Here is an 11,801-nt window from a genome sequence, read left to right as displayed (position 1 = left end):
GTTCGACAACCTGCTCGGTGAGCTGACCGCGCTCGAGGATGCTCACCCCGATCTGCGCACGCCCGATTCGCCGACCCAGCTGGTTGGCGGAGGCTTCGCGACCGATTTCACCGCGGTCGATCACCTCGAGCGCATGCTGAGCCTCGACAACGTCTTCGACGAGGAATCGCTACGCACGTGGGTCTCGCGAGTCGAGGTGGAAACCGGGCCGGATCTCCACTATCTGTGCGAGGTGAAGATCGATGGCGTCGCGCTGAACCTGGTGTACGAGAACGGCGTTCTGGTCCGCGCAGCCACCCGTGGCGACGGGCGCACCGGCGAGGACGTCACGCTCAACGCCAAGACGATCACCGATATCCCGCACAAGCTCGCCGCAACCGACGAGTACCCGGTGCCCGCGCTGCTCGAAGTGCGTGGCGAGGTGTATTTCCGGCTCGAGGATTTCGAGATCCTCAACGCCGCGATTGTCGCGGAAGGTAAACCGCCGTACGCGAATCCGCGCAACACGGCCGCGGGTTCGCTGCGTCAGAAGGATCCTGCCGTCACCGCGCGGCGCAATCTGCGCATGTACTGCCACGGGTTCGGCCGGATCGAGGGATTCGAACCGCGCTCGCAGTTCGAGGCCTATGTCGCGCTCGCTGCCTGGGGGCTGCCGGTGTCGCCGCACACCCGGCGCGTGCAGGGAGCCGATGCCGTGATCGAGCGCGTCGAATATTGGGGCGAGCATCGGCACGATATCGAGCACGAGATCGACGGTCTCGTGGTCAAGGTCGACGAAATGTCGCTGCACCGCAGGCTCGGCAATACCTCGCGGGCGCCGCGCTGGGCGATCGCCTACAAATACCCGCCGGAGGAGGTCACCACCAAGCTGCTCGACATTCAGGTCAATGTCGGGAGAACTGGCCGGGTGACGCCGTTCGCGGTGATGGAGCCGGTGACCGTCGCGGGATCGACGGTGGCGATGGCGACGCTGCACAACGGATCCGAGGTGAAGCGCAAGGGCGTGTTGATCGGTGACACCGTCACCATCCGCAAGGCCGGCGATGTCATCCCCGAGGTGCTCGGTCCGGTGGTCGATGTGCGGCCGGCCGATGCCCGCGAATTCGTGATGCCCACGCACTGCCCCGAGTGCGGCACCGAACTCGCCCCGGCGAAGGAGGGTGACGCCGATATTCGCTGCCCGAATTCGCGATCCTGCCCAGCGCAGTTGCGCGAGCGCGTCTTTCACGTGGCAGGCCGCGGCGCATTCGATATCGAGGTGCTCGGCTACGAGGCTGCGATCGCCCTGCTCGACGCGAAGGTCATTGCCGACGAGGGTGATCTGTTCTCGCTGAGCGAGGACCAGCTGATGCAGACCCCGCTGTTCACCACGAAGGCGGGCAATCTGTCCGCCAACGGAAAGCGCCTGCTCGACAATCTCGATGCCGCGAAGGACCGGCCGCTGTGGCGCGTGCTCGTCGGCCTGTCGATTCGGCATGTCGGGCCGACGGCGGCGCGTGCGCTGGCTACCCATTTCGGCAGCCTCGAGCGCATCGAAGCGGCGTCCGAGGACGAGTTGAGCGGTGTCGAGGGCGTCGGCGGGACGATCGCCGCCGCGGTCGTCGACTGGTTCGGCGTCGACTGGCACCGGGACATCGTTGCCAAGTGGCGCGACGCCGGAGTGCGGATGGAAGACGAGCGGGACGAGTCGATCGAGCGGAATCTCGAAGGTCTGTCGATCGTCGTGACCGGTTCGCTCGATACTTTCTCCCGCGACCAGGCGAAGGAGGCGATCCTGCTGCGTGGCGGTAAGGCGGCGGGGTCGGTGTCGAAGAAGACCGCCTATGTCGTCGCAGGTGAAGCACCGGGGTCGAAGCACGACAAGGCGATCGAGTTGGGTGTTCCGGTCCTCGACGAGACCGGTTTCCGGGCGCTGCTCGACGGTGGACCGGACGCCGTAGCGCCTCCTGCGGAAACCGACGCTTGACCTAAACCTTTATTCAGGTTTCACGATGGACCTCGTAGCCGACACGAGGGAGATCGTGATGACGGACAACAGGACTGCACTGATTACCGGCGCCTCGGCCGGACTCGGCCGGGCGCTGACCCGCCGGCTGGTCGCCGACGGGTGGCAGGTGGTGGGGACTGCTCGGGGAGCCGATCGTTTGCGCGGTCTCGGCGACGAACTCGGGCCGGGTTTCACTGCGGTGGCCGGAGACGTGACCGATGAACTCCACCGTGCCGAACTCGGCCGGATCGTGCGCGAACGCGGCAGGCTCGACCTGCTCGTGAACAACGCGAGCCGCCTCGGCCCAAGTCCGCTGCCACGGCTCGAGCGGTATCCGCTCGACGAGTTCCGGCGCGTGCTCGACACGAACGTGGTCGCGCCGCTCGATCTCATCCAAATTGTGCTGCCGGAGCTTCGTACGGCGCAGGGAACGATCATCGACGTCAGTTCGGATGCTGCCGTCGCCCCGTATGAGGGCTGGGGTGGATACGGGGCATCCAAGGCTGCTCTGGATCAGCTGAGTGCAGTGCTGGGAGAGGAGACCCCCGAATTGCGGTTCTATGCAGTCGATCCGGGCGATATGCGCACCGAGATGCACCAGGCGGCATTCCCGGGCGAGGACATCTCCGATCGCCCCGAGCCGGAAACGGTGGTGCCGGCGTTGCTCCGGCTGATCGATACCCGGCCGCCGAGCGGACGCCTCGTCGCCGCCGAAATTGGGGCAGGGGTGCCAGCATGACCGTCCTCAACGACACCTCGTCAGTGCGGTTCGTGCTGCCCCCAGACCAGGAGGCGCCGGCACCACCGGAGGCACGTGGGCTCGCGCGCGATGAGGTCCGGCTACTCGTCGCCGATGGAAATACGGTGTCGCACGGCATCTTCCGAGATCTGCCGCGATATCTGCGCCCTGGTGATCTGGTGGTGGTGAACGATTCGGCCACGATGAATGCCGCGGTGGACGCGCGCGTCGATGGAGTGCCGGTGGTCGTGCATTTTGCCACCTGGCTCGATGACAGCACGTGGGTGCTCGAGGTGCGGACGACCGATGGGAAGCCGGCGGCGGCCGCGAGCCTGCTGGCCGGAATGGAGATCGGCCTGCCCGGCGGCGTGGTCGCCAAGTTGCTTGCTCCGTGGCTCCCGCCGGCCGAGAGGCTATGGATCGCACATCTCGCGCTGGAAGTCGATGTCAAAACCTGGCTGCAGCACGAGGGCCGCCCGATCACGTATTCCTATGTGCGGCAACGCTGGTCGCCGGACTACTACCGCACAGTGTTCGCCCGAAGGCTCGGCAGCGCGGAAATGCCCAGCGCTTCGAGACCGTTCACCGAGACCTTGGTCACCGACCTGGTGATGTCCGGCGTGGTGGTCGCCCCAATCACGCTGCACACCGGTGTGTCGTCGCCCGAGCAAGGTGAGCCGCCGAGTCCCGAGCGGTTCTCGGTGCCGGAGAGCACCGCACGTCTGGTGAACCTCACGCACGAGAACGGCGGCCGGGTCATCACGATCGGCACCACCGTCACGCGAGCGCTGGAATCGGCGGTGGCCGACGACGGCAGGGCGTCGGCGACTGCGGGCTGGACGAACCTCGTTCTCGGCACGCACCACCCGGCGCGGGTGGTGGACGGCATCGTCACCGGCTGGCACGCGCCGGGTGCGTCCCACCTGATGTTGCTCGAGGCAGTGGCGGGCGTCGACACGGTGCGCGAGGCATACCGAGCCGCGCTGGCGAAGGGGTATCTCTGGCACGAGTTCGGGGACAGCGCACTTCTCGTGCGCCCACGCTCTCGGCAGTGATCACGAGCATGTGGCCCCAAGTTTGGCCCTGGGATGGGCCATTTGCTCGTGATCACCGCGGACCTGCGCTGCGTTAGGTTCTAGGCGTGCAGTCCGTGATCGTTCGTGAAGCGCGTCCCGATGAGTTCGACGAGATCGGCGAGCTCACCATCGAGGTGTATGTCCGCGGCGGGTTCATCGCCGAAACCTCGCCGTACGCAACGGAACTCGCCGACACAGCGAAGCGGGCCGAGGCTGCCGAGATCCTCGTCGCCGAGTTGGACGGGCAGATCGTCGGCTCGGTGACCGTCGCTCGCCCGGGGAGCTACTACGCCCGGCTGGCAGCGCCGGACGAGATCGAATTCCGCATGCTCGCGGTGGCGGATTCCGTCCGCGGACGCGGCGTCGGCACAACGCTCGTCCAGCATGTGCTCGACCTCGCGACGGCCGGAAACTACCGGGGGATCGTCATCACCACGATGGACGAGATGGTCGAGGCCAGGCGGATCTACGAACGCCTGGGCTTTGTGCGTGTCCCCGAACGGGACTCACAAGTGGCACCCGGGCTGGTGCTGCCCGCGCTGGAGTACCGGATCAGCCCAGCACCGTCGCGATGATCCCGGCGAGGTAGCCCAGCCGGGCGACCTCGGACGGCCGGAACTCGGGACCGCCCGGGCGGCCGAGCATCAGCGCCTTGCCGGTATCGCCCAGCGGGGCGGCCGCGAGCTTGGTGTCCATGTCCTTCCAGATGCGCGGCACCCAGTCGGCCTCGCTGTCGAGGATCGCCGGCTTCTGCAGCGGCATCCACGGCACATCGCCGGCGTGCGTTTCGGGGGCTCCGGAGCTGCCAACGACGCGGTATGCCCCGTTCGGTCCGACGTCGACGACAGTGCTCCAACCAACCCGCAAGACGCGCGGAGCGCCGTCCACGAGGGTCTGCAGCCGGTCGTCGCGTGCGGTGGCGACCTGATCGATCAGTTCCAGTTCGCGGTGCGTATCGAGCATGCCCGTGAAGGGTCGAATCGAATCGACTCGAACGCCCTCCAGCGCCTCGGCGGCACTCAGCAGCGTGTCGGGAAGTGAACCGGGCCCGACCTCGACAACGAGGTCGTCGAGGGCGTATCCGGCGCCACGCTCAACCACGTCCAGCGACAGGATGTCGGCGCCGACCGAGCCCAGCGCGAGTGCGAGCGCGCCCAGACTGCCCGGACGGTCCGGCAGCTGCACGCGAAGCAGGAATGACACGTCAGATCCTCTCTTCGCCGCAAATATCGAGCCTCATCGACGAGGCTGCACGGCAATCCCCCGACCGCGGGAGGCGGTGCACAGCAATAGTCTCACCTAGGCACGACGAGTTCGACTCGGCGCGGTGCACGAGCGCACACGGGCGGCTCGAGCACCGAAAGGCGACGTCGCTAGGCTGTTCTCCAGAAACGCGCGGTCCGGATGGACCCGCGTCGGTCTCCACACCGACCTTCCGCAACGAACCTGAAAGGGGCGCACGCGGTGCCTGCCATCTCCCGCGACGAGGTAGCTCACCTCGCCCGGCTGTCCCGGCTCGACCTCACCGAAGCCGAACTCGACCATTACGCGGGTCAGTTGGACTCGATCCTGAGCCATGTGGCCGCGGTTGCCGAGGTCGCTGCGGACGATGTTCCCGCGACGGCCACGCCCAACCCGGTCACCAACGTCACCCGCCCGGACGTGCTCGCCCCGAGCCTCACGCCGGAGCAGGCCTTGTCCGGTGCGCCCGCAGTCGAGGAGCAGCGCTTCCTGGTGCCGCAGATCCTGGGGGAGGGCGAATGAGCGCCGATCCGACCCGGCTGTCCGCTGCGGAGCTGGCCGGCCTGATACATTCGCGCGAGGTGTCCTCGGTGGAGGTCACCCAGGCCCACCTGGACCGCATCGCGGCGGTCGACGGTGAGTACAACGCGTTCTTGCACGTGGCCTCCGACGCCGCGCTCGCGACCGCCGCCGAGGTGGACAAGCTCCTCGCGGACGGTGGCACTCCGGCATCGCCGCTCGCGGGTGTCCCGTTGGCGCTCAAGGACGTGTTCACCACCACCGACATGCCGACGACGTGCGGTTCGAAGATCCTCGAGGGCTGGGTATCGCCCTACGACGCAACGCTGACGACGCGGCTGCGTGAGGCTGGCATCCCGATCCTCGGCAAGACCAACATGGACGAGTTCGCGATGGGCTCGTCGACCGAGAACTCGGCCTACGGTCCGACGCGGAATCCATGGGATACCAGCCGGATTCCGGGCGGCTCCGGTGGCGGGTCAGCGGCGGCACTCGCGTCGTTCCAGGCGCCACTGGCGATCGGCACCGACACCGGTGGTTCGATCCGCCAGCCGGCCGCCGTGACGGCGACGGTGGGCACCAAGCCGACGTACGGCACGGTGTCGCGCTACGGGCTCGTGGCGTGCGCCTCGTCGCTCGATCAGGGTGGGCCATGCGGCCGCACCGTGCTGGACACGGCGCTGCTGCACGAGGTGATTGCCGGACACGACCCGCGCGACTCCACGTCGGTCGACGCGCCGGTGCCGCCGTTGGTTTCCGCGGCCCGCGCCGGGGCCGAGGGAGACCTGCGCGGCGTTCGTATCGGTGTGGTGAAGGAACTGCACTCGGATAGTTACCAACCGGGCGTCATCTCGTCGTTCGACGCCGCGGTGGCCAAGCTCACCGACCTCGGTGCCGAGGTGGTCGAGGTTTCGTGCCCGCACTTCGAATATGCCCTTGCCGCTTACTATTTGATCCTGCCAAGCGAGGTGTCCTCGAATCTCGCGCGCTTCGACGCGATGCGCTACGGCCTGCGCAGTGGTGACGACGGCACTCGCAGCGCCGAGCAGGTAATGGCGACGACGCGCGCGGCCGGCTTCGGCCCGGAAGTCAAGCGGCGCATCATGATCGGTACTTACGCGCTGTCGGCGGGCTACTACGACGCGTATTACGGCCAGGCGCTCAAGGTCCGTACGCTCATCGCGCGCGATTTCGACAAGGCCTACGAGCAGGCCGATGTCCTGGTCTCGCCGACGAGTCCGTTCACGCCGTGGAAGCTGGGCGAGAAGGTCGACGATCCGCTGGCGATGTACCTGTCCGACCTGTGCACGCTCCCAACCAATCTCGCGGGGCATTGTGCGATGTCGGTGCCGTCGGGTCTGTCGGCTGACGACGGGCTGCCGGTGGGGCTGCAGATCATGGCGCCGGCGCTGGCCGACGATCGGTTGTACCGGGTGGGTGCGGCATACGAGGCGGCGCGAGGGGCGTTGCCGGGCAGCGGCGTATAGGCCTTGTGCGGTGCGGTGCGGTGCGGTGCGGTGCGGTGCCCGGCCCGCACTTGGCGAAGCGCTGCCAGGAGATCGCTGGATGTCTACCTGGCGAGGGTCCCGCTACATCCGAAAACCTAGGCCACGCGGGTGGCCTGGGTTTTCGCAGTTGACCAGAGCAGGCGAGCGCGCTTTGTTAGCCGCTACCAAAGCTTCCGCTGTTGAAGAGTCCGGGTTCGAAATCCCAGTTGGTGCAGCCGTACCTCACGCCATCGGCGTACTTGGTTCCGGAAAGGTTCCCTGTCAGATTGCCGGACACCACACCGTATTCCATGATGTAGGCGTTGGGGTTCGCATCGGCGATCTGCCGCAGGGTGGCGAGTCCACCGGGCGACACACCCCCCGTCGAGTGCGAAACCCTCCACTGGCCCTGGGCGGATTGCAGGTTGGTCCGAGTTTCCCACTTGGATGTTTGGAACCCGCCGTTATCCCCGGGATCCCAGGTCACCGAAGGGATCTCGAGACCTGTCCCGAAGCTCCAGCCGCCGAGCCGAAGCTGGAAGGTCGGGGCGTTCGAGGTGTTGCCCGACCAGAACATGTATCCGAGTTCGAAGCCTGGCCCGAACACGTCGGCCAACGGGATATTGTCACCCGGATGGAAATAGTCGCGTTGCCCGAGAAGGGGAGTTCCAGGTTGGGTCGAGAAGTCGAGCGACCCACGACCACGCTGGTCGGGTCCGCCGGGCCCGTCAACGAACTGGGGTGCCGCGGTAAGGGGATTCGGTTAGTACCAGCCCCAGGTGAACTCTGGCGTGACAGCGGGGCTGAAACACGAGCTCCCGCCGAGGCGGCTGCTGCCGAAGCCGGGGTCGCCCCTCTGGGCGATCGCGGGTGCTGCCAACCCGATTGTCATTCCTGCGACGGCGCCGCCGATCGCGACGAATTTGCGAAACTCTCGGAGTTTCTTGCGCGGCCTTCCTTTGAATCGTGGGTGATGTGCCGCACCGCTGCCTTCCACCTGGATTGGTCGATGCCCGATGCAGCGTCGGCGCTGTAAACCAAGATTTACCGGTGGGTGATAGCCCACAATTGCAAATGACTCAGACTCATGCAGAATAGTGACAAAATTGGGGCCAACTGTCACGAATTGGTTACCATTCGGCACATTGAGGGTGTCGAATAGGAGTAACCTTCCGCGCTTTGTCGCGAATTTATCTCGAAAAAGGTGCGATCGAAACCGGCGCGGAATTTCTCGTCAATCCCCTCGTCGAGACCGAATCGACTTACGACCGCCCAACAGAGGTCATCGCCATCGGTGGCAGCGGCAGCGGTGCCTACGACTGCGTTGGTGAGAACGGGTGGGCTCGAGCGATTGCGGATCCAGCCTCATTGGTCGCGATGGAGGTGCACCTGCGCGGCCGGGTGTTCACAACCCCGAGACGCGCACCATCGTCGAGTTCACCGCAGCGTTTCCCGTGAACGTATCCGTCGTCGCTGTGTCATGCAGCAGGTTGACGTTGGCGCCGGGGTGAGCGGCGGCCGTCGACCAGCCAACGCCCTTCTCGTCGTGTCCCCAGCCGTGCGGGATGGCAACGGTGCCAACGCGAATCTCGTCGCTGACCTCGACGGGAACCTCGATGCTTCCAACCTTGGAAGCGACGTTCACCGCCTGACCGTCGACAAGTCCCCGCGTAGTGGCGTCCTCCGGGTGCATCAGCACCGTGCAACGGTCGCGGCCCTTCACCATCGATTCGATGTTGTGCAGCCAGGAGTTGTTCGACCGCAGGTGTCGTCGGCCGATCAGGTGCAGGTCGTACTCGACGCGCTCGCTGGTGGGCTGCTCGTCGAGCAGTCGCTTCGCCTCGGCGACGAATTCTTCGGGCGCGACATGGACCTTCCGGTCCGGTGTCACGATCAGCTTCGCCAAGCGCGGTACCAGCGGGCCGAGGTCGATGCCTCCGGCGCTGTTCTTGACCTTCTTGATCGTCATTCCGCGCGGCCCCTTGCGCAGCACGCCGTGCGGTCCGACTGCGACACCCACTGCGGATAGGCGCATCGGGCTCATCCGACGAACGACCGCCTTGGCGAGCCGACCCGTGAAGCGGCGCAATGGCATTGGCGTCATCTCGACCGTGAGATCGGCGAGGATCTCCCAGTCCTCGGGCGCGCCGGGAGCCGGTTCGATCACCCGTGCGTTGTAGCGCGCGTTGTTGCGCACCGAGAACACCGGGAACAGGATGTCGAACTCCTCGCGCTCGAGATGCGAGATCGGCGGCAGCACGACATCGGCATGGCGCGAGGTTTCGGTGAGGTACATGTCCACTGCGACATAGAAATCCAGCTTGTCGAGCGCTTCGTCGAGGCGCCCCTTCTGCGGGGTGGACAACACGGGATTGCCGGCATAGGTGACCAGCGCGCGGACGGCGTCGGCATCGTCGGCGAGAATTTCGTCCGCGAGACCGACGACCGGCAGTTCGCCGCGGAACGACTTGCGGGTACCCGTCCGGTCGGTCCACGCGCCGTAGCCGGTGCCGGCTCGCCGCAGCATGCCCGCCGCGTCGATCGGGGGAGTCGTGTACATCTGGCCGCCGGGACGATCGAGATTGCCCGTGACCGCATTGAGTGTGTTGACGAGCCAGTGGGTGATGGTTCCGGTGGTCTGCTGGCACACCCCGATGCGCGCGTACACGAGAGCGGACTTCGCCTCGCGGTGCTCGCGGGCGAAGCGCCGGATCGTGTCCGCGTCCACTCCGGATCGCAGCGCCATTGCCTCGGGCGTGCAGGGAGCGACGAGTTCCGCGAGGTCGTTCCAGTCGGCGATGGGGACCGTCGAATTGGGCGGGGTCATACCGTCGGCGAAGAGCGTGTGCAGTACTCCGAGCAGCAGGAACGTGTCACCGCCGGGGCGGACGGAGATGTGCTCGTCAGCGAGCCGGGCCGTCTCGGTGCGACGCGGGTCGATGACAACGACCTTGCCGCCCCGCTTGCGGATGGCACGGATCCGTCCCTTGGCGTCCGGCATCGTGGTGACCGAGCCGTTCGAGACGGCCGGGTTGGCGCCGAGAATCACCAGTCGGTCGGTCCGGTCGATATCCGCGACCGGCGCCAACACGTTCGAGCCGAACATCTTCCAGGCCACGAACTCCTGCGGAAACTGATCGATCGAGGACGCCGTGTAGAAGTGGTTCGTCAACAGCACGGTGCGCAGCAGCGTGCCCCAGATGAACGAGGGGCTGTGTGCGGCGGGATTGCCGAGGTACATCGCGATCGAGTGGCGGCCGTGCTTCTTCTGGATCCTCCGCAGGTTCTCGCCGACGAGCGCGATGGCCTCGTCCCAGCCGATCTCCTCGAATCCGTCGCCGACCTTGCGCATCGGACGGCGCAGCCGTTCCGGGTCGTGGTGCAGGTCGCCCATCGCCGTCGCCTTCGGGCAGATGTACCCGTGCGATAGAACATCGTCGGGGTTGCCCTCAATCCGTGTGACCCGGTTGTCGTCGACGGTGACCAGGATTCCGCAGTGCGCCTCGCACAACGTGCACTGACGGGCGACGGTGTTGGTGCTCATGGGCAACCCCTCTGAGAGAACGTGACCTAAAACATATCAAGTCGTCCGTCCAGTGGAACCCCTGATTTTCTGCGTCGCATCGAGCGAATCGCGCGCAACAGGGCGATTCGCGGCAAGATGAAACAAGTCGGACCTGCCGCAAGTGCGAGGGGGTTGTCATGCGTATCGGAGTGCTGACCGGCGGCGGCGACTGCCCTGGCCTGAACGCCGTCATCCGCGCCGTCGTGCGCACAGCCAGCACCCGGTATTCGGACTCGATCGTGGGCTTCCAGGATGGCTGGCGCGGGTTGCTCGAGGACCGCAAGATCCAGATTCAGAACGACGACCGGATCGACCGGCTGCTCACCAAGGGCGGCACGATGCTCGGCACGGCCCGGGTGAACCCGGACAAGCTGAAGGCCGGACTCGATCAGATCAAACAGACCCTCGACGACAACGGCGTCGACGTGCTGATCCCGATCGGCGGCGAGGGCACGCTCACCGCGGCGCACTGGCTTGCAGACGAGGGTGTTCCCGTCGTCGGGGTCCCGAAGACCATCGACAACGACATCGACTGCACCGATGTCACCTTCGGCCACGACACGGCGTTGCAGATCGCCACCGACGCGATCGACCGACTGCACAGCACGGCCGAATCGCATCAGCGCGTGATGCTCGTCGAGGTGATGGGCCGGCACTCCGGCTGGATCGCGCTCAATGCCGGCCTGGCCAGCGGCGCGCACATGACGATCATTCCGGAGGTGCCGTTCGACGTCGACGAGGTGTGTCGGCTGATCAAGCGGCGGTTCCAGGGCGGGATGTCGCATTTCATCTGCGTGGTGGCCGAGGGTGCGCATCCGGATCCGTCGTCGATGTCGCTGCGTGAGGGCGGCATCGACGAATTCGGGCATGAGAAGTTCACCGGTGTCGCAGCGCAACTTGGCGCCGAGATCGAGCGGCGAATCAACAAAGAGGTGCGCACCACCGTGCTCGGGCACGTCCAGCGCGGTGGCACACCGACCGCCTACGACCGCGTGCTGGCCACTCGTTTCGGGGTCAACGCAGTGGATGCGGCGCACGCGGGGGAGTTCGGCAAGATGGTGTCGCTGAGGGGCAGCGAGATCGAACTGGTCGACCTGGGCGACGCGACCCGCCAGCTCAAGCGCGTGCCACAGAGCCGGTACACGGATGCGGCTGCATTCTTCGGCTAGCGGCACTGGATAATCGA

General features: G+C 66.3%; 10 protein-coding genes. 7 read left to right on the top strand and 3 right to left on the bottom strand.

Annotated elements, in window-relative coordinates; genetic code table 11:
- The 4 genes from ligA to A8G08_RS10630 form a co-directional block, all read left to right on the top strand.
- Nucleotides 1-1,966 (top strand): NAD-dependent DNA ligase LigA (gene ligA, locus A8G08_RS10645; RefSeq protein ID WP_068273533.1); only part of this gene is annotated, 1,966 nt, incomplete at its 5' end.
- A gap of 58 nt (nt 1,967-2,024) precedes the next feature.
- Complete coding sequence (locus A8G08_RS10640; protein WP_068273547.1) at nt 2,025-2,726, top strand: SDR family NAD(P)-dependent oxidoreductase; 702 nt, start codon at nt 2,025-2,027, stop codon at nt 2,724-2,726.
- The gene (locus A8G08_RS10635) at nt 2,723-3,781 is read left to right on the top strand and encodes an S-adenosylmethionine:tRNA ribosyltransferase-isomerase (protein WP_068273532.1); all 1,059 of its coding nucleotides are present in this window, start codon (nt 2,723-2,725) and stop codon (nt 3,779-3,781) included. The genes A8G08_RS10640 and A8G08_RS10635 overlap by 4 nt, the downstream gene beginning before the upstream one ends.
- 86 nt (nt 3,782-3,867) lie before the next feature.
- A complete protein-coding gene (locus A8G08_RS10630; RefSeq protein WP_245672768.1) occupies nt 3,868-4,377 on the top strand; it encodes a GNAT family N-acetyltransferase in 510 nt (169 codons plus the stop codon).
- Here the strand turns inward: A8G08_RS10630 and A8G08_RS10625 are convergent.
- A complete protein-coding gene (locus tag A8G08_RS10625) occupies nt 4,355-5,005 on the bottom strand; it encodes an ACT domain-containing protein (RefSeq protein ID WP_068273531.1) in 651 nt (216 codons plus the stop codon). The two genes, A8G08_RS10630 and A8G08_RS10625, sit on opposite strands and share 23 nt — an antisense overlap.
- A gap of 261 nt (nt 5,006-5,266) precedes the next feature.
- Here A8G08_RS10625 and gatC point away from each other — a divergent pair, with 261 nt between their 5' ends.
- Entirely contained in the window at nt 5,267-5,566 is a 300-nt protein-coding gene (gatC, locus tag A8G08_RS10620; protein WP_068273528.1) for an Asp-tRNA(Asn)/Glu-tRNA(Gln) amidotransferase subunit GatC, read from the top strand.
- Complete coding sequence (gene gatA, locus A8G08_RS10615; protein WP_068273527.1) at nt 5,563-7,050, top strand: Asp-tRNA(Asn)/Glu-tRNA(Gln) amidotransferase subunit GatA; 1,488 nt, start codon at nt 5,563-5,565, stop codon at nt 7,048-7,050. The genes gatC and gatA overlap by 4 nt, the downstream gene beginning before the upstream one ends.
- 175 nt (nt 7,051-7,225) lie before the next feature.
- Here gatA and A8G08_RS10610 read toward each other — a convergent pair whose 3' ends face one another.
- Complete coding sequence (locus tag A8G08_RS10610) at nt 7,226-7,666, bottom strand: hypothetical protein (protein WP_068273526.1); 441 nt, start codon at nt 7,664-7,666, stop codon at nt 7,226-7,228.
- A 789-nt stretch (nt 7,667-8,455) separates the two neighbouring features.
- Complete coding sequence (locus tag A8G08_RS10600; RefSeq protein WP_068273522.1) at nt 8,456-10,594, bottom strand: molybdopterin-dependent oxidoreductase; 2,139 nt, start codon at nt 10,592-10,594, stop codon at nt 8,456-8,458.
- A gap of 158 nt (nt 10,595-10,752) precedes the next feature.
- On the opposite strand from A8G08_RS10600, the gene A8G08_RS10595 reads away from it, so the two are divergent.
- Nucleotides 10,753-11,784 (top strand): ATP-dependent 6-phosphofructokinase, encoded by a 1,032-nt coding sequence (locus tag A8G08_RS10595; RefSeq protein ID WP_068273519.1) that lies wholly within the window; start codon nt 10,753-10,755, stop codon nt 11,782-11,784.
- The last annotated feature ends 17 nt before the right edge of the window (nt 11,785-11,801 follow it).

The sequence above is a fragment of the Aldersonia kunmingensis genome, assembly GCF_001646865.1.
In the GTDB taxonomy this organism is placed as follows: Bacteria; Actinomycetota; Actinomycetes; order Mycobacteriales; family Mycobacteriaceae; genus Aldersonia; species Aldersonia kunmingensis.
Note: the sequence above shows the minus strand (reverse complement) of the source record. Positions and strands in the feature narration are given on the sequence as shown.

Excerpts from the sequence above, each read along its gene's own strand:
- A8G08_RS10595 (WP_068273519.1), top strand. The coding sequence starts at position 10,753 with ATGCGTATCGGAGTGCTGACCGGCGGCGGCGACTGCCCTGGCCTGAAC.
- A8G08_RS10600 (WP_068273522.1), bottom strand. The coding sequence starts at position 10,594 with ATGAGCACCAACACCGTCGCCCGTCAGTGCACGTTGTGCGAGGCGCAC.
- A8G08_RS10640 (WP_068273547.1), top strand. The coding sequence starts at position 2,025 with ATGACGGACAACAGGACTGCACTGATTACCGGCGCCTCGGCCGGACTC.
- A8G08_RS10635 (WP_068273532.1), top strand. The coding sequence starts at position 2,723 with ATGACCGTCCTCAACGACACCTCGTCAGTGCGGTTCGTGCTGCCCCCA.
- gatA (WP_068273527.1), top strand. The coding sequence starts at position 5,563 with ATGAGCGCCGATCCGACCCGGCTGTCCGCTGCGGAGCTGGCCGGCCTG.